This is a genomic window from Xanthomonas sp. 3075, from assembly GCF_014197275.1.
GTDB lineage: Bacteria > Pseudomonadota > Gammaproteobacteria > Xanthomonadales > Xanthomonadaceae > Xanthomonas > Xanthomonas campestris_B.
This window is the reverse complement of sequence record NZ_JACIFI010000030.1, coordinates 21,903-42,075: the sequence shown is the minus strand read 5'-3', so window position 1 is coordinate 42,075 and position 20,173 is coordinate 21,903. Positions and strand designations below refer to the sequence as shown.

The window sequence follows — 20,173 nt, the reverse complement described above, 5'->3', positions numbered from 1 at the left end:
GGTTTAGCGTTCCACTTTGGCTTTGGAAAGAAAGTTCGCGGCTTGAGCGGCTTGCAATTGCGCAAGACGCCCGGTGAGCACCAGATAGGCCATCTGATGCAGGGTCGGCTGCGCGAACAGGCGCTGGATCGGGATATCGCAGTGCAGGGTTCGGCGAATGGCTGCAGCCAAGCGCACCGCCAGCAACGAATGCCCACCCAGGTCGAAGAAACTGTCGTGGCGGCCGACCCGTTGGATGCCGAGCAACTCGCACCACAGCGCGGCCAGGGCCTGTTCGAGCGGACCATCGGGTGCCTCATAAGGCCGCTGTCCGAAGTCTTCGCCTTGTGGTGCCGGCAATGCACGGCGGTCCAGCTTGCCGCTGGGTGTCAGCGGCAGGGCATCCATGCACACGTAAGCCGCTGGCAGCATGTAATCGGGCAGGCGCGTATGCAGCTGTTGGCGCACGGCCTCGGGGTCGATGTGTTTGGTCACCAGGTACGCCACCAGGCGTGGTTCGCCCGGCTGGTCCTCGCGCGCCAGCACCAGCGCATCGTCGATGCCGCCGCAGGCCAGCAGCGCCGATTCGATCTCGCCCGGTTCGATGCGGAAGCCGCGCAGTTTGAGTTGGCCGTCGTTGCGGCCCAGGAAGTCCAGGTATCCCTCGGCGTGCCAGCAGGCCAGGTCGCCGGTCTTGTACATGCGCTGGCCGGGGCTGCTGGCAAACGGGTCGGGCACGAAGCATTCGGCGGTCAGATCCGGGCGGCCCAGATAGCCACGTGCCAGCGCCGCGCCGGCCAGATGCAGTTCGCCGCGTGCGCCGATCGGCAGCGGCTGCGCCGCGCGATCCAGCACATGGGCCTGGGTGCCGGCGAGCGGACGGCCGATGCCGCTCGGCATGTCCGCGCCGACAGCCTGGACGGTGGCCACCACGATGGCTTCGGTCGGGCCGTAGGTGTCCAGCAGCGGCGTGCGGGTGCCTTGCACCCAGGTCTGGCGCATGGCCGGGGTCAGTGCTTCACCACCGATAATGACCTGGCGCACGCAAGTGGGGATATCCAGCGACTGCGTGCACAGCTGCGCCCAGAAGCGGGTCGGCAGATCCAACACGGTGATCCCCGCCTGCGCGCAGTGCTGCCAGAACCGATCTGTATCCAGCCAGCGATCGTCGCGCAGCACCAGGCTGGCGCCGCTGCACAGGGCGCCGAAGAGTTCTTCCACCGAGGCATCGAAGGCCAGCGTGGCAAATTGCAGCACGCGGTCCTGCGGGCCCAGCCCATAGGTGTCGATCAAGGCATGCAAGCGGGTGACCAGGCCCTGGTGGGAGACCATCACGCCCTTGGGCCGGCCGCTGGAGCCGGAGGTGTAGATCACATAGGCCAGCTGTTGCCGATGCTGATTGGGCACCACCGGCAGGTGGTCCGGATAGGCCGCGGCGGCCGCCTGCTCGGTGGCGATGGCCAGCACCGGGATGGTTTGATCGCCAGCCAATCCTGCGCTGTCAGCGTCCTGCACGATCACCAGGGTCGGCTTTGCGTCCGCCAGCACCCCGGCCAAGCGCTCAAGCGGTTGGCTGGGCTCCAGCGGCAGATAAGCCGCGCCGGCCTTGAGCACGGCGAGCACCGCCACGATCTGCGCGATGCCGCGTTCAAGGCATAGCGCCACGCAGCGGTCTGGCCGCGCGCCCAGCGCGATCAAGCGATGCGCCAACTGGTTGGCCTGCTGGTCCAGCTGCTGGTAACTGAGCGCGCTCTCGCCGCAGACCAGGGCGATGGCCTCAGGCGTGTCGGCCACCTGCTGGGCGAACCATTGGTGCAGGCAGCGCGTGTCGGTCGCGGCGGTGTCGCGCTGATTGAAGTGCTGCAGCTGCTGGCCCTGGCTGGGCGAGAGCAGCGCCAGTCGTTTCACCGGTGCCTGGTCGTCGCTGGCCATGGCCTGGAGCAGCACGACCAGACTGTCCAGCTGCTGCTGGATCGTGGCCGGGTCGAACAGCGCCGTGGCAAAGCGCAGGCTGCCGACGATGCACGGCCCGTCCAGATGCAGATCCAGATCCAGATCGTACTTGGCATCGTGGGCCGGCCCGAGCGTGACCTGGCTGTCCAGCGCGGCCAGCGCCAGACTCACCTGAGGCGTGTTCTGCCAGGTGAACATGACCTGGAAGACGGGATGATGGGCCAGGCTGCGTACCGGGTTGAGCGCTTCGATGAGCTGCTCGAAGGGCAGGTCCTGATGCTCCTGTGCGGCCAGCGCGGTACTGCGGACCTGGGCCAGCAATGCAGCGACAGATGGATGCCCACGCAAGTCGATGTGCAGGGCCTGGGTGTTGACGAACAGGCCGATCAGCGACTCGGTCTCGGCGCGGGTGCGGTGGGCGATCGGGACGCCGATGACCACCTGGTCCTGGCCGGCCAGACGCGCCAGCAGCACGCCCCAGGCGGCCAACACGGTCATGAACAGCGTGGTGCCGTGGCGCTGGCTCAGGGCGGTCAAGGCCTGGGTCAGTGCCGCGTCCAGGACCACCGGCAGCGCGGCGCCGGCGTAGTCCTGTTCGGCCGGGCGCGGGCGATCGGTGGGCAGCTCCAGCAGCGCCGGGGCGCCCTCCAGGTGTTCGCGCCAGAAGGCCAGCTGGCGTTGCAGCAGCGGTCCTTCGATCCAGCGACGTTGCCACACGGTGTAGTCGGCGTACTGGATCGGCAGCGGCGGCAGCGGATCGGGCTGACCTTGGGAAAAAGCGCTGTAGAGCGCGCCCAGTTCGTACAGCAACACGCCGATGGACCAGCCGTCGGCGATCAGATGGTGCAGGGTGATGAGCAGGCGATGTTCGTGCTCGGCCAGGCGCAGCAAGCGGCCGCGAATCAGGGGGCCATGTGCCAGATCGAACGCGGTGCTGGCTTCACGTTCGGCATGGCGTTGGGCTTCGTCATGCGGATGCGGTGCGTGTCGAAGGTCAATGATGTCCAGGGCGAAGTCGATCTGCGGCGGTGCGATGCGCTGGGTGGCGCCGTCATCGCCTTCGACAAAACAGGTGCGCAGGGCTTCATGCCGGGCCACGATGGCGTTCAACGCCTGCTGTAGCGCGGCCAGGTTGAGTGTGCCGCGCAGGCGCACGCTGCCGGGCATCAGATACGCCAAGTCGGCACGCGGATCGAACTGGGCCAAAAACCACAGCCGCTGCTGGGCAAAGGACAGCGGCAACTGGCCTGCGCGCGGCAGCGGCACGATGGCCGGCAGTTTGCTGGCCGCCGCGTGGTCCAGAGCCTGGGCCAGCTCGGCCAGGCGCGGCTGGGCAAACACCGCAGCCAACGGCAGTTCCAGGCCCAGCGCGCTGCGGATGCGCGAGAGCAGCTGCACTCCGAGCAGCGAATGGCCGCCCAGAGCAAAGAAGCTATCGTGGCGGCCGATCTGTTCGACCCCGAGCAGCTCGCTCCACAGCGCGGCCAGGAGGACTTCGCGTTCGCCCTGCGGGGCCACATAGGTCTGCACGTCCAGGGCGCTGGCATCGGGTGCCGGCAGAGCGCGTCGGTCCAGCTTGCCGTGGCTGGTGGTGGGGATGGCATGCAGCACGACATACGCCGTTGGGACCATGTACTCGGGCAAGCCGGCGGCGAGCCGATCACGCAGCGGCTCAACGCTCAGGCCATCGCCGACCAGATAGGCGACCAGACGCTTGTCGCCAGGCCGATCCTCGCGCAGCAGCACCGCTGCATCGCGCACGCCCGGGCACGCCAGCAATGCCGCTTCGATCTCGCCCGGCTCGATGCGGAAGCCGCGCAGCTTGACCTGATCGTCGTTGCGGCCAAGAAACTCGACGCTGCCCTCGGCACGCCAACGGGCCAGATCGCCGGTCCGATACATGCGCTGGCCGGGTTGAGTGGCAAACGGATCGGGAACGAAACGTTCGGCGGTCAACGCCGGACGGTGCAGGTAGCCGCGTGCAACCTGCACGCCGGCGATGAACAACTCGCCGATGGCGCCAATTGGCAGCGGCTGGCGCCGCGCATCCAGCACATACAGCGGCGTGCGCGGCAGCGCGGTGCCAATCGGCGGCAGCAGTGGCCAGCGCTCGGTGTCGGTCGGCAGCAGGTGGGCCGAGGCGACGTGGGTCTCGGTGGGGCCGTAATAGTTATGCAGGCGGCAGGCCGGACGCGCGGCAAAGAAGGCGCGGATCGCCGGGGTGATGCGCAGCTGTTCGCCCGCGGTGAGCACCTGCCGCAGCGGACAGTCCAGCGCATCGAGCGCCGGATCGGCCAGCACCGTCTCGGCCAGCGACTGCAGGGCGATGTAAGGCATGTACAGGCGCTCGATGCGCTGGGCGCAGACATGACGGTACAGGGCATGTGCGTCGCGCCGCTGCGTGTCATCGATCAGTACCAGCGTGCCCCCGGTGCCGAGGGTGCTGAAGATTTCCTGGAAGCTGGCATCGAAGCCCAACGCAGAGAACTGCAGGGTGCGCAGCGCCTGCAGCCCTGCCGCAGCGCAGTGCGCGGCTTCCCAGTGGAGCAAATTGAGCAGCGGGCCATGCGGCATCACCACGCCCTTGGGCTGACCGGTGGAGCCAGAGGTATAGATGACGTAGGCGGCCTGCAGCGGCGAGCGGGCGCGTGCCGGTGCGGTGGCCGGCAACGACTGCCACGCTGGCTGTCGAGCGTCGGCCAACACCACCACCAGGTCCGCAGGCAAGGCCAGTGCGTCGACGCAGGCCGGCGTGGTCAGCAGGACACACGCCCGGCAGTCGTGCAGCATGTAGGCCTGGCGCTCGGGCGGATAGCTTGGGTCCAGCGGCACATAGGCGGCGCCGGCCTTGAGCGTGGCCAGCACCGCCACCACCATGGCGATGCCGCGCGGCAGGCACACGGCCACACGGTCGTCGGTCGCCACGCCCAGCGCACACAGGTGATGGGCCAGCCGGTTGGCCTGGGCATCCAGCTCCGCATAGCTGAGGCGGGTGTCTTCAAACACCAGCGCGATGGCGTCCGGGGTGGCGGCGGCCTGGCGTTCAAATGCGTGATGCACCTGGTGGTCGCTATGCGCTTGCCCGGGTTGGTCGTTGAACGCGTACAGCACCTGCTGGCGCTGCGAGGCCGTCAGCAGCGGCAGGCGCCATAACGGCGTGTGCGGATCCGCGAGCAGGGCCAGCAGCATCTGCCGCAGCGCGGCCAGGGCCTGTTCGGCCAGCGGCACTGGCAGCCGGTCCGGATTGACATTGAATTCCAGCACGACTGGACGCTGCTTGCTGTAGCGCCGCACGAACACGCCCAGCGCAGTGTCTTCATACCCGGCGTGCAGCGGCAGCATGTGACAGCGGCCGCCGACGATGGGCGCATCGCCGAATGCGCTGAAATCCTCGACCGACACACTGATGTCGAATGGCCGCGGCGCCCGCTGTCCGGCCTCGCCCAGCTGGCGCAGGGCATGTTGCAGCGGGCAGCGGGCGTGGCGCATCGCCGCGCGCAATTCCACCGCGATGGCGCGCATGGCGGTGGCGATGTCCGCGTGCGGCGAGACGGCCAGGTAGAGCGGCAGCTGCGTGGACAGCATGCCGAACATGTCGCGTTCGATCGCGTTGTGGCGATTGTGGACCGCAAGGCCAATGGCAATCGGCGCCTGGTGATTGCTCAGCCGAGACAGACCGCTGGCCAGGCAGGCCAGAATCAAGCTGGTGAACGAGCCGCCCAGGCGCTCGGCCAGTGCGCTCAGGGCCAGGAAGTCCGGGGTGTCGAGCGCGCAGCTGAGCTGCACGCTGCGCCGATGGCCCAGCGCAGCGGTGATGCTGGGATACAGCGGCTCCGGTCGCGCTTGCAGGCGGGCGCGCCAGTACGCCAGATCGCGCTGGTAGCGGCTGGAGCCCAGATAGGCCTGGTCGGCATCGAGCGCTTGCAGATAGGACGGCGCTGGCGGCTGGTCGGGCTGGCCGCGCAGGCGCTGGTTGTAGCAATCGACCATCTGCTCGGACAGCATGCCCAGTGAAACGCCGTCGGCAATGATGTGGTGGCAGCGATACAGGCAATAGCCAGCGGTGGCCGAGGTCTGCAGCCACTGGATGTCCCACAGCGGTTGGGCATAGCGCAGCAACGGCTGTGTCAGCGCCTGCCGGATGTGTTCCCAGGCGCGTTGCTGGCCGTCGCTGCTGTCCGAATAATCGTGCCAGGGCAGCGAAACGGGCATGGTCTCCAGCACGTGCTGGCTCGGCAGCGGCGATCCTTCGATCAGGACCATGCGCAGGGCGTCGTGGCGTGCGATCACCGCTGTGACGGCGTGCTCCCAGGCATCCCGGCACAGCGTGCCCTCGAAGTGCATCACGCAGCCGATGGTGTAGCTGGGCTGGTCCGGTGCGAGCAGTTGACCGAGCCAGACACCTTGCTGGGCCGAGCCGAGCGGATGCACCGCAAGCAGGGCCGGAGAAGCCAGCTCGATAGCGCTCATGCAGTCCCCTGGATGGTCATGCGCGCAGCGCTGTCGAGCGCCTGTTCGATGCGGCGCGCGAGTGCGGCGATATGTTCGGCCTCGATCAGCGTGGTGTGTTCGCCTTCGACCGGGATCCGTTCGATCTGCGCATCGCTCAGCAGATGCTGCCAGCCATAAGCGTCGCTGGCCGGTTCGGGCTCGGTGGCCTGGAACAGATGCAGTCGGCAGGCCGTCGGCAGTGGCTGCACCGCAAAGGTGGGCCACAAGCGATTGAAACAGGTGCTGGTAACGCAGCTATGCAGCAGGGCCGCGACCGTGGTCTGCTCTTCACCCGCCAACTGCGCCAGCATCGGATCGCTTTGGCAGGCCAGCGCCATGTCCTGGTAGGCGCTGTTGCCGATGCGATCCAGCAACGACCGCAACGCGTCCTGGACGTCATCGCGATCCTGGTAGGGGCGATGGCGTTGCAATCCTTCCAGTTGACGCAGCAAGGTCCGGCCAATCGCATCGTCGAGCGTGTCTGTTTCCGTTGGCGCTGCCGGCACGTCGCAATCAAGCAGACCCAGGAAGCCGACGGGCTGGTCGTGCATGCCCAAGTGCTGGGCGATGGCATAGGCGAGCAAGCCGCCGGAGGAGTAACCGAGCAGATGATACGGACCGTGCGGCTGCACCGCCTGGATCAGCTCGACCATATGCGCGGCCAGCGCCTCCAACGTGGCCGGCAGCGGATCTGGCCAGGGCAGGGCATAGACGGGGATATCGGTATCGATGTAGGCGGCCAGCTCGAAGGCATAGGTGATGTCGCCCACCCCGGTCGGCAGCACAAACAGCGCAGGCCGGGTGCCACCGCGACGGGCCGCCAGCGCCTGCTGCCCCAGCGTCTGCACGCCTGCGGTCAGATGCGCAGCCTGTGCGCGCAGGGTCGGGGATTGGTACACCATCTGCACGGTCAGCTCGAAGCTGCTGCGCTTGGCTGCGGCGATCAGCCGCACCACCGATAGCGAATGTCCACCCAATTCAAAAAAGTGGTCGTCGCGGCCGATACGCTGCGGTCCCAGCACGCTGGCCCAGAGTTTGGCCAAGGCGCGTTCGATGGCATTGGCTGGCGGTACGTAGCCCTGACGCAGCGGCATGGCCGCATCCGGCAACGGCAAGGCCTGACGATCGAGCTTGCCGTTGGCGTTGAGCGGCAGCGCCTCCAGCTGCCGATACGCGGTTGGGACCATGTAATCGGGCAACTCCGCCGACAGCTGCGCGCGCAAGCCATCAGCAGAGAGGCTGCGCGCATCGCCGACCCAATAAGCGATCAGGCGAATATCGCCATGGTCGTCATCGCGGGCGATGACGGCCGCCTCGCGCACGCCGTCGCAGCGCAGCAGCGCTGCCTGGATGTCTCCCAGCTCGATGCGGAAGCCGCGCAGCTTGATTTGATGGTCGTTGCGGCCGATAAATTCCAGGGCGCCATCGCTGCGCCAGCGCGCCAGGTCGCCAGTGCGATACATGCGCTGGCCTGGCCGCTCGGCGAACGGATCAGGGACAAAGCACTCGGCGGTCAGCGCCGGACGATGCAGATAGCCGCGCGCCACCTGGACGCCGCCGACCATGAGTTCGCCGACGACGCCAGCCGGCACTGGCCGGCGACGTCGATCAAGCAAGGACAGTCGCACATTGGCCAATGGCCGGCCCAGCGTGGGCAACGGATCATCGGACTGGATCGCGGCGACGGTGACATCCACCGTGCATTCGGTTGGGCCATAGACATTGAAGAAGCCGATATGCGCGCACTGACTCAGGCGTTGCCACATGGCGGGAGGGATCGCCTCGCCACCGATCAAGACCTTCTTCGGTACCCCGGCCGATGCATCGAGCAAGCCGTGGTCGAGCAGCAGTTGCAGCTGTGCGGGAGTGCAGTCGAGCACATCCAGGCGTGATTGGCGCATCCAGGCCAGCAGCGCCTCGCCATCCAGGCGAAGCGCCTGCGGGACGATGACCAGGCTGTCGCCGGAGAGCAGTTGCACCCACATCTTGACCGAGGCGTCGAACGACAGCGAGGCATTGACCGATACGCGCAACGGCGTGGACGTGGCGTCCCCATGCACGACCCGATCCAGGGCCTGCCATAGATTGACCACAGCCGCGTGCTGGACCATCACCCCCTTGGGACGTCCGCTGGAGCCGGAGGTGTAAATCACATACGCCAGGTGGTGCGGGCATAGACCTTGCTCAGCCGGGTCGGGGTTGCGTTCGGGCTGCTGCGCCCAGGCGCTGCTGTCATCCAGCCAAAGCAGCGGAACCTTGCCGGTCGGCAACAATGCACTCAGCGCGGTGTGGCTGAGCACGCAGTGCGGTGCGCTGTCCTCAAGCATGAAGGCCAGGCGTTGGGCCGGATAGCTCGGGTCCAACGGCACGTAGGCGGCGCCGGCTTTGAGTACCGCCAACACCCCGACCATCATCTCCGGACCGCGCTCCAGACACAGCGCCACGCGGCTGTCTGGCCTCACACCCAGCGCGATCAGGTGATGGGCCAGGCGGTTGGCCTGCACGTTGAGCTGCGCATAGGAGAGCGCGTGATCGCCAAAATGCACGGCGATGGACTCTGGGCTGCGCGCCACCTGCTGTTCAAACACCTGGTGCACGCAATACTCCGCAGCGGCTGTCGGCGCCGCCGGATGGGATGCGCACGCCGCGGCGATGTCCTGCTGCGGCAATACGTCCAACGCCTGCAGCGGCGTTGTCGGTGCCAGCCGCAAGGCGCTGTCCAGCGCAGCCAAGGCCTGCAGCATCATCCGGCCGGCGCGCTGGGCGCCGACCCTGGGCATGGCCTGGATATCCAGCGAAAATCCGTGTGCATCGCCCTGATCATTGACCGACAGCAGCAGCGCGTAGTGGGTGCGTTCCTGCACTGACAGCGACGCGATCCCGTCCCAGGCGTGATCGGGACCGGCAGCGGCCGTGCGCCCGTCACTGGCATGACGGTAGTTCAGCACCGCAGTAAACAAGGGCGCCGGCGGCTGCACGCCGCTGCAGCGCTGGGCCAGCGCCAAGGGCGCATGCTCATGCCGCAGCAGCTGGGCAAGCCGGTGCTGCATGTCCTCAATCGCCTGGGCAATGCCCGTTGCGTCGCAGTCCAGACGCAGCGGCAAGGTGTTGAGGAACATGCCGAGCACCCGATCAGCCCCATCGCCAGCCCACATCCGTCCGAACAACACCGTGCCGAACACCACCGTGTCGCGATCACTGCTGCGCGCCACGACCAGGGCATAGGCCACATGGAACAGGCTGGCAACGCTCACGCCCATGCGTCGGGCATGGCTGCGCAGGCTGTGGGCCAGCGTGTCATCCAACGACAGATGCGCTTGTTCGCTGTCGCGCAATGCATCGTCGCGTGTGGGCAGTCCGAACGGCGCGGTGGGTACATCGATATCGGCCAGCATCTGGGTGAAGAACGCTTGGTGTTCCGATGGCGGCATCCCCAACTGCGCATGCGCGATGAAATCGCGGAACGGCAGCGGCGGCGGCAAACGGTCCTGATGCCCGGCCAGGCAGGTCTGGATCTCGTCCATCGCCAGTTCCAGCGTGGTGTGGTCCATCACCATGTGATGGTGCTGCAGACCCAGTAACCAGCGATCCTGGCTGCGGTCGTGGACCACGTGCGCGCACAACAGCGGTGCCTGCTGCAGGGACATCGGCGCCTGCGCCACATGCTCGCGCAGGCGCTCGACCGAACCGGTCCACGGGTGCTCTTGCACCGACAGCGGCGCATGCCGCCAGACCACCTGCATCGGGGCGCTCAGCCGCTCCCAGACAATGGCGGTGCGCAGGATGTCGTGACGGGCAATCACGGCCTGCAAGGCGTCAAGCAAGCGATCCAGACCGGCGCGCGTGTCCACGCACAGCAGCGTGTGCTGCAGGTATGGATCGCGCACGGTGTCGGCCAGGTGGTGGAACAGCAAGCCTTCCTGCAGCGGCGCCAACGGATAGATGTCCTGGACGTTGGCCGCGCCGCCATCGACGCTGGCCACCACCAGATCGATCTCGGCCTGGGTCAGCGCTGCCAGCGGCAGCAGCTCCGGGGTAATCCGACCACAGTCCGGGGCGATCAGGTTGGGGGGGATGACCACCTTGACGGCCGTCTGCAGACCCGCCGCCAGGCCGGCCAGCGTCGGTGCACTGAACAAACTGCGCACGTCCACGTGCCAGCCATGCCGGCGCAGCCGTTCGATCAGGGTGACCGCCAGCAGCGAGTGTCCGCCCAGCGCGAAGAAGTTGTCGTGGCGACCCACGCGTGCAACGCCGATCAATTCGCACCACAGACTGGCCAGGGTCTGTTCCAGCAGTCCCTGCGGTGCGGCATAGGCATCGCTGGCCAGGTCGTCACTGCCCGGCGCTGGCAGGCGTTTCCGATCAAGCTTGCCGTTGGCGGTGAGCGGCAGCGCGTCCACACAGACATACGCAGCCGGCACCATGTACGCCGGAAGCTTGGCGCTCAGCATGGCGCGCAGGGCCTCGGGGGTGACCGCGCTGGCCACGACATAGGCCACCAGGCGCCGCTCGCCGGGGCGTGGCATGTCGGTCAGCACGATGGCTTCGCGCACGCCGGGACAATCGCGCAAGGCCGCTTCGACGTCGGCCGGCTCCACCCGGAAACCGCGGATCTTGACTTGGTCGTCGTTGCGGCCGAGGAAGTCGAGCGTGCCGTCGTTGCGCCAGCGTGCCAGGTCGCCAGTGCGATACATGCGCTGGCCGGGTGCAGTGGCAAACGGATCAGGGATGAAGCGCTCGGCAGTCAGCCCTGGCAGATCCAGATAGCCCTGGGCCAATTGCGCGCCGGCAAGATGCAGTTCGCCACTGCTGCCGATCGGAGCCAGTTGGCCATGCCGATCCAGGACGTAAGCGCAGGTGCCGGGCAGGGGCCGTCCGAGCGGCAGGCGTTCGGCGCCAGGTTCGACCGCTGCCAGCGGATGGAGCACGCCAAAGACCGTGGTTTCGGTGGGGCCATAGCAATGCAGCAACCGCTGCGGTGGCGCCTGGGCGAGCAGTTCGCCGATGGCGCGCGCGTCGACCCGGTCGCCGCCGGTCAACAGACAGCGCAGTTTGGGCAGACAGCCAGCCAAGGCGCGCCAGTAGCTGGGCACCAGCCCGGCGGTCAGGTGCAGGATACTGACCGCGTTGCTGGCCAGATGCTCGGCCAGGGCTGGCGGATCGAGCAAGACGTGCTGCTCGACGACGACGATGGCCGCGCCGTGCAACAAGGCAACCCATACCTCAAAAGTGGACGCGTCAAATGCCGGGTTGGCCAGAAACGCGACCCGGTCGTCGGCCTGGATGGGGACATGTCCACCGCCCATGGCAAAAGCAATCACCGCCTCATGGGCCACCACCACACCCTTGGGCGTGCCGGTCGATCCAGAGGTGTAGATCACGTAGGCGGGGCTGTGCGCGGCGACCGCGATCGGCATCGCCTGGCGCTGATCAGCAGGCGCCAGGCAGTCCAGGTCCAGGCGCGGCAGCTGCAGATCCTGCAGCGCGATGCTGCTGTCGCTGAGCACTGCACGCGCCGCGCAGTGGCCGATGAGTTCGACCAGGCGCTCGCCCGGATGTTCCGCATCCAGCGGCACGTAAGCCGCACCGCAATGGAGCACGGCCAATTGGGCGACGATCAGCTGGGCCGAGCGTGGCAGCACCACCGCTACCCGGTCGCCAGGGTGCACACCGGCGGCCATGAGCTGCTGCGCCAAGCGCTGCGACTGGGCTAGCAGCTCGGCATAGGACAGGGTTGCGGCCTGGCTGACGATGGCCGGGGCATCAGGGGTCAGCGCGGCCTGCTGCGCGAACAGGGCATGCAGGCTCGCCTGTGCCAACGTGCGCGCTGGACGAGCATGGCTCATCTCCAGCAGCTGCCGCTGCTGCGCTGGCGGCAGCAGCGGCAGGCAGGTGACACGCTGCTGGTCGCCTGCCGAGATCGCCTGCAAAATCTGCACGAACTGGGCGACGTGACGCTGGATGGTGCTGCGGTCAAACAGCGCGCTGGCATAGCCGAGCGTGCCGACGATGCAGCCATCGTGTTCCTGCAAGCCCATGCTCAGATCGAACTTGATCGTCGGCAGCTGCAGGTCCACGCCCTGCAGGCGCAGGCCTGGCAGGCTCAGCTCCGGTTCCGGCAAGTTCTCCCAGCTCAACATCACCTGGAACAGCGGATGGGCGCCCAGATTGCGATCCGGGTTGAGGGTCTCGATGAGTTGCTCGAAGGGCAGATCCTGATGGCTCTGTGCGGCCAACGCGGTCTGCCGCACCTGGGCCAGCAGGCGGGCCACGGTCGGGTTGGATGACAGATCCACCCGCAGTGCCTGGGTGTTGACGAAGAAGCCGATCAGCGGCTCCAGTTCGGCATGGGTGCGGTTGGCCACCGGGGTGCCGATCACCACATCCGACTGCCCGGACAGGCGCGACAACAGCACCGACCAGGCAGCTAGCAAGGTCATGTAGACGGTGGTGCCGTGGCGCTGGCCCAGCTGCTTGAGCGCGGCACTGTGAGCGGGATCCAGGCTGAAGTGGACCATGTCGCCGGTGTAGTCCTGGCGCGCCGGGCGCGGCCGGTCGGTGGGCAATTCCAGCAAGGTCGGCGCGCCTTGCAGATGCGCGCCCCAGAAGTCGCGCTGGCGCTGCAGGGTCTGGCCGCTGATCCGGCGACGCTGCCAACTGCTGTAGTCGGCGTACTGCACCTGCAGCGGCGGTAGCGGATTGTCGCGACCCTGCACAAATGCGCTGTACAAGGCGCCCAGCTCGCGGATGAACACACCCATCGACCAACCGTCAGAGACGATGTGGTGCATGGTCACCAGCAGCAGATGTTCGTGCTCAGCCAGATCCAGCAGGCGGCCACGCAGAAGCGGGCCATGCTGCAGGTCGAAGCCGGTGGTGGCCTCCTGGAACGCGTGCTCGCGGGCGGCGGCCTCCGGGTCGGGCAGCGTGGTCAGGTCGATACAGTCCAGTGAAAACCCGGTCTCCGGGTCCGCGATCAACTGCACCGGCGCGTCGTTTTCGACGCCAAAAACGGTCCGCAGCGACTCGTGCCGGGCCACGATGCGGTCCAGCGCCCGGCGCAAGGCCGTGCGGTTCAGCGGACCGCTCAAGCGCACCCCGCCGGGCATCAGATAGGCCAGCTGACTGTGCGGATCAAAGCGGTCCAGAAACCACAGCCGCTGCTGGGCAAAGGACAGCGGCAGCGCTGTGCTGCGGTCCACCGCCACGATGGTCTGTGCCTCGCCAGGGCTGCTGCGGTCAAGGCATCGCGCCAGCGCCTGCAATTGGGTGTGGGTGAACACATCGCCGATCTGCAGCTCCACCCCCAGACTGTCGCGGACCCGCGCAATCAGTTGCACCGCCAGCAGCGAGTGTCCGCCCAGGTCGAAGAAATCATCGTCGCGGTTGACCTGATCAATCGCCAGCAACTCGCACCACAGCTGGGCCAGGGCCTGCTCGTTGGCCCCTTGCGGGGATGCGCCGGCCGGATCGCTGCGTTCGGCATCCGGCGCCGGCAGCGCCTGGCGATCAAGCTTGCCGTTGGCGGTGAGCGGCAGCGCGTCCAGGCGCACATAGCTGGCCGGCACCATGTAGTCCGGTAGCCGCGCCGCCAGATGCGCACGCACGGCATCCACCTGCAGCGACGAGGTGACCACATAGGCGACCAAGCTGCGCTCGCCGGTCCGGTCTTCGCGGACCAGCACGGCGGCGTCATGCACGCCCGGTGCCGTGCGCAGCACGGCCTCGATTTCGCTCGGTTCGATGCGGAAACCGCGCAGCTTGACCTGCTGGTCATCGCGACCGACGAACAGCAGCGTGCCATCCTCGCGCCAGCGCACCAGATCGCCGCTGCGATACATGCGCGCGCCAGGCAGCGGCGCAAACGGATCGGGAACAAATCGCTCGGCGGTCAGATCCGGGCGGCCCAGGTAACCGCGCGCCAGCTGTGCGCCGGCGATATGCAACTGGCCGTTGACGCCAATCGGCAGCGGCTGCTGCCGGCGGTCCAGCACGTGCAGGCGCACATTGGCGATGGGGCCGCCGATGTGCACCGCTTGCCCGGGCAGCACCGTGCCAAAGCTGACCCCGGAGACGGTCTCGCTGGGGCCATAGGCGTTGATCAGTTGCACGCGCTCATCTGCCAGCGTGTGCCAGCCCTGGACATGCGCAGGGTTCAGCGCTTCACCACCGCAGACCACCAGGCGCAACGTCGCCGGCAGTGGCGCCACGCTGTGCGCCTGTTCGGCCATCCAGGCATGCCAGTAGGCGGTGGGCAGGTTGAGCACGCTGATCCGCTGCTGCTCGATCACCCGCACGAATTCGGCGATGGCCGGCAAGCGCTGGCCGGGCAACAGGACCAGCGTGGCGCCGCTGGACAGGGTGGCGAAGATTTCGTCCACGGCGATATCGAAACTGGGCGAGCTGCATTGCAGCACCCGGTCGCCGCTGCGTAATCCGTAGCGGGTGGCGGCGGCCACGCAGTAATTGCGCAATCCGCCATGGTCCACCGCCACACCCTTGGGCGTGCCGGTCGAGCCGGAGGTATAGATCACATAGGCCAGGTGCTGGGGTTGCAGCGCCGGCACACGCGGGGCAGTGTGCGGCGGCTGCGCCCAATCTGGATCTGACTGGTCAAGTAGGAGGACGGGGATGCCAGCCTGCGTGCCCAGCTGGGAAGCGCCTTGGGCATCGGTGAGCAGCACGCACGGGGCACTGTCGGCCAGCATGAAGGCCAGCCGTTGCGGTGGGTAAGCCGGATCCAGCGGCACGTAAGCGCCGCCGGCTTTGAGTATGGCCAGCATCGCCACGATCAGCTCGATGCTGCGCCCCAGGCACAGCGCCACCCGGCGGTCCGGGCCCACGCCCAGGTCGATCAGGTAGCGGGCCAGCTGATTGGCTTGGGCGTCGAGTTCGGCATAGGACAGACTGCGTTGGGCATCGACTACCGCAATGACCGATCCGTTTTGTTCGGCATGGCGTTCAAACAGCGTCTGCACACCGGCACCGTCAGCCATCGCGATGTCAGTCGCGTTGAAATCCTGCAGCCGTGCCAGTTCCTGCGGCTCGATCGCAGACAGGGTGGAGAGCGGAGCGCTGTCGGCGGAAGCCATCCGGCCCAGCAGGGTCAGCAACTGGCGGATGTGGCGTTGGATGGTCGAGCGGGCGAACAAGGCGGTGGCAAACCCCAGGCTGCCGACGATGCAGTCGGCGTCTTCCTGCATCGACAGTTCCAGATCGAACTGCGCGCTGCGGCCGCTGCGCTCCAGCGACTCCAGGCTCAGCCCCGGCAGGGCGAGTTCGCCCTCCGGCGCGTTCTGCCAGGCAAACATGACCTGGAACACCGGATTGTGCGCGTTGCTGCGCACGGGGTTGAGCGCCTCGACCACATGCTCGAAAGGAATGTCCTGACAGGCCTGCGCAGCGAGTGCCGTGGCCCGGGTCTGGGCCAGCAACGCGGCCACGCTCGGGTCCTTGCTCAGGTCGATGCGCAAGGCCAGCGAATCAACAAACAGCCCGATCAAGGATTCAAGTTCGGCCTGATGGCGATTGGAGATGGGGGTACCGATCACCACCTCGCGCTGCCCCGACAAGCGCGACAGCAGCGCGGCCCAGGCCGCCAGAATGACCATGAACAAGGTCGCGCCATGACGCTGGGCCAGCGCCTTCAGCGCCGCAGACTGCGCGGCATCCAGGCGGAAGGGCAGCACTTCGCCGCGATGGTCTGGCTGCGATGGGCGCGGGTAGTCGGTGGGCAGGTCGAGCAGCGCCGGGGCGCCGCGCAGGTGCTCCACCCAGTGCGCCAACTGACGCTGCAGCCGCTCGCCGGCGATCCAGCGGCGCTGCCAGATGGCAAAGTCGGCGTACTGGATCGGCAGCGGCGGCAGCGGATCGTCCAGCCCTTGCACAAAGGCGCTGTACAAGGCGCTCAGTTCATTGACCAGCACTGCGCCGGACCAGGCGTCGGCGACAATGTGATGCACGGTCAACAGCAGAATGTGATCGTGCTCGCCCAGGCGTAGCAGTCGACTGCGCAGTAACGGCCCGCTGGCAAGGTCGAACGGCGCCTGCGCCTCCGATTCGACGTGTGCGTAGGCGGCCTGCAGCGGATCGCTGTCGGCGCTGAGGTCGTGATGGACCAGTGCAAAGCCGCGATCGGCTGGCTGGATCAGCTGTTGCGGCTGTCCGTCCACCGTCACAAAACAGGTCCGCAGCGCTTGATGGCGTTCGACGATGCGCTCCAGCGCACGCCCCAGCGCCGTCACCTCAAGGCTGCCGCGCAGTCGCAGCGCGTAGGCCAGCGAGTAGGCGGTGCCGATTTGCCCATGCATGTCGATAAACCACAGGCGCTGCTGCGCAAACGACAACGGCAGCGGCCCATTCTGCGGACACGGCACCACTGCCGGCGGAGTATCAACCGACCCACTGGTCAAGGCCGCGGCCAGATCCGCCAGGCGCGCATGCGCGAAGATCCCGGCCAAGCTCAGGTCCAGTCCAAGCCGTTGGCGTACGCGTGCGAGCAACTGCACCGCCAGCAGCGAGTGTCCACCCAAGGCGAAGAAGTCGTCGTAGCGGCCGATTCGTTCGACCCCGAGCAGCTCGCTCCACAGCGTGGCCAATTGCGTTTCCAACTCGCCCTCCGGGGCGACGTAGGCCTGCACGGCAAGCGCGTCGGCATCGGGTGCGGGCAGGGCACGGCGATCGAGCTTGCCGTTGGCGGTCAGCGGCAGCGCATCGAGCTGCATATACGCGGCCGGCAACATGTAGTCGGGCAGACGCGCGCCGAGCTGGGTGCGCAACGCGTCGGCGTTGAGCGTGATATCGGTGTCGCCGACCAGGTAGGCGACCAGGCGCTTGTCGCCGGTGTTGTCTTCGCGCACGACGACCACGGCCTGGCGCACGCCATCGCAGCCGCGCAAGGCGGCCTGGATCTCGCCCAGTTCGATGCGGAAGCCACGGATCTTGACCTGCTCGTCGTTGCGGCCGAGATACTCGAGGCTGCCGTCGGTACGCCAACGCGCCACGTCGCCGCTGCGGTACATGCGCTCGCCGGCTTGTTCGGCGAACGGATCGGGCACGAAGCGCTCGGCGGTCAGGCCGGGACGACCCAGATAGCCCCGCGCCAGACCGGCGCCAGCCACGTGCAGTTCGCCAGCCACGCCAACCGGCAGGCACTGGCCATCGTCTGCCAGCACATAGGCGCGCAGATCGGCCAGCGGTGCGCCGATCGGGCTGTGCCCCGGGCGTTGCGCATCGTCCGCCGTCAGCGCATGCGCGGTCACATGCACCGTGGTCTCGGTGATGCCATACATGTTGAGCAGGGCAGTGCGCTGGCCGTGCTGAGCGAACCACGGTGCCAGGGCGGCCGGTTGCAGCGCTTCGCCGCCGAAGATCACCAGGCGCAGGTTGTGCTGAAGGGGGCTCTCGCGTTGCGCATCGAGCAGCGCCTGGAAGGCGCTGGGGGTCTGATTGAGCACGCTCACACGTTGCTGGCAGAGCAGGGCATGGAACGCGGCGGGGTCGCGTGCGGTGTGCTGCGGCACCACCACCAGGCGTCCACCGTGGGCCAGCGCGCCCCACAGTTCCCAGACCGAGAAGTCGAAGGCGCAGGAGTGGAACAGGGTCCAGACATCCTCGGCGCTGGGTGCGACACAGGCGCGGGTGGCATGCAGCAGGCGCACGACTTGGGCATGGGCCACGACCACGCCCTTGGGGGTGCCGGTGGAGCCGGAGGTGTAGATGACGTAGGCCGGGTGTTGCGGCAGCACGTCGCTGCGCTGCGGCGCGTGTGTCGGCTGCTGCGCCCATACCGGGTCAGCGTCCAGCAGCACCGTGGCGATCTCGGAATCGGTTGGCAGCGTGGCTGCCAGCGCCCGATGGGCCAGCAGCAGGCGCGGCTGCGCGTCGTCGAGCATGAAGGCCAGCCGCTGCGCAGGATAGGCCGGGTCCAGCGGCAGGTAGGCGGCGCCAGCCTTGAGCACGGCCAGGATGGCCACGATCAGATCGATGCCGCGCTGCAGATACAACGCCACGCGATCTTCCGGCCCGATGCCCTGGGCGATCAGATAATGGGCGAGCTGGTTGGCACGGATGTCGAGCTCGGCGTAGCTGATGCTCACATCGTCGTGCACCACCGCGATGGCGCGCGGTGCCTGCGCGACCTGTTGCTCAAACACGCTGTGCAGACAGCGATCGTCGGCAAACACCCGCTGCGTAAGCGCCCGTGTCTGCAGCCACTGTTCGCATGCAGGCGCACTCAGCAGCGGCAGTCGATCGACGCGGAGGTTGTCGTCAGCCACCATGCCGTGCAGCAGGCTGATGAACTGGGCCAGATGGCCTTCGATGGTGCTGCGTTCGAACAGGGCAATCGGGTACTTGATGCACGCACCCAGTCCGGCCGGGGATTCCTGCATCGCCAGTACCAGATCAAACCCGCACATGTCCGATGCATCGGCCAACGGCTCCAGCTGTAGTCCAGGCATGTGCAGGGATTGGCTACCGCTGAAACCATCCAGACTGAAAAGGGTCTGAAATACCGGCGTATGGCTCAAGCTGCGGTTTGGCTGCAGCGCTTCGACCAGGCGCTCGAATGGCAGCGCCTGGTGATCTTGCGCGTTCAACACCACATCGCGCACATAGGCCAGCCATTGCGCCACGCTGGGCGTGCCCGATACGGTGAGCCTCAGCGCCAAGGTGTTGATAAAGCAGCCGATCAGTGGCTCCAGGTCCGGATGGGTCCGTCCGGCCACCGGCGTGCCGATCACCACATCGTTGGTCGCACTGATGCGCGCCAGCAGTAGCGCCCAGCCGGCCAGCAGCGTGACAAACAACGAACATCCGTGGCGTCGTGCCAACGCATTCAACCGCTGGCCCAACGCAGGCGGCAGCAACACCTCCACCACCGAGCCGCGATAGTCCTGCATGGCCGGTCGTGGATGATCCGTCGGGAGTGCCAGCAGCGACGGGGCGCCAGCCAATTGCGCAGTCCAGAAGCGCAGCTGTGTCTCCAGGGTATCGCCCTGCAACTGCTCGCTTTGCCAGATTGCATAATCTGCATACTGGATCGACAAGGGCGGCAACGGATCGGGCTGTTGCTGGATGAAGGCCCCGTACAAGACTTCCAGCTCGCGCAAGAGCACACCGATTGACCAGCCATCGCAGGCGATGTGATGGAAGGTCAGCAGCAGGACGTGTTCGTGCGCTGTCAGCTGCAACAGGCGACCACGCACCGGAGCGCCCAGTTCCAGGTCGAAAGGCTGCCTGGCTTCCTGCTGCACGATGCGCGCGACCGCAGCTGGGTCCGCAGCGCAATCGCTCAGGTCCTGATGCACCAGCGGGAAGCCGGTTGCCGGCTGGATGCGCTGACGGATCTGGCCATTGACTTCGACCAAGCTGGTGCGCAGCACCTCATGCCGGGCCACGATGCGATCCAGCGCAGCGTGCAACGCGTGGATGTCCAACTCGCCGATCAGGCGCACACCATTGGCGATGTGGTAGGTGATCGACGCCTGCGGATCCAGCCGGGCGAGCAGCCACATGCGTTTTTGCACGAACGAGGCAGGAAGGGTCTTTGCAGACTTATCCATGATGGACGGGATCCTTGAGCAGGCCTGACCAGCACCGGAGCGTGCGCCTGGCAGTACGTGGCGGAAGACGCGGCACTTGGCGATCGCGCCGGAACAGGATCATCGACATCGGGCGTTGCACGTACCTGACCCAACTTGCAGTTGCGTAGGTAGGTTTTGTAGTGCTTCGGGCACCTGCGCAC

General features: G+C 67.1%; 2 protein-coding genes. Both read right to left on the bottom strand.

The window, feature by feature from the left end; translation table 11 throughout:
- Window positions 1-3: 3 nt before the first annotated feature.
- Window positions 4-6,402, bottom strand: coding sequence for a non-ribosomal peptide synthetase (locus GGR62_RS19595; protein WP_184409504.1), 6,399 nt, complete (start codon window positions 6,400-6,402; stop codon window positions 4-6).
- A complete protein-coding gene (locus tag GGR62_RS19590) occupies window positions 6,399-19,991 on the bottom strand; it encodes a non-ribosomal peptide synthetase (RefSeq protein ID WP_184409503.1) in 13,593 nt (4,530 codons plus the stop codon). Before GGR62_RS19590 ends, GGR62_RS19595 begins: the two co-directional genes overlap by 4 nt.
- Between the last annotated feature and the right edge of the window lie 182 nt (window positions 19,992-20,173).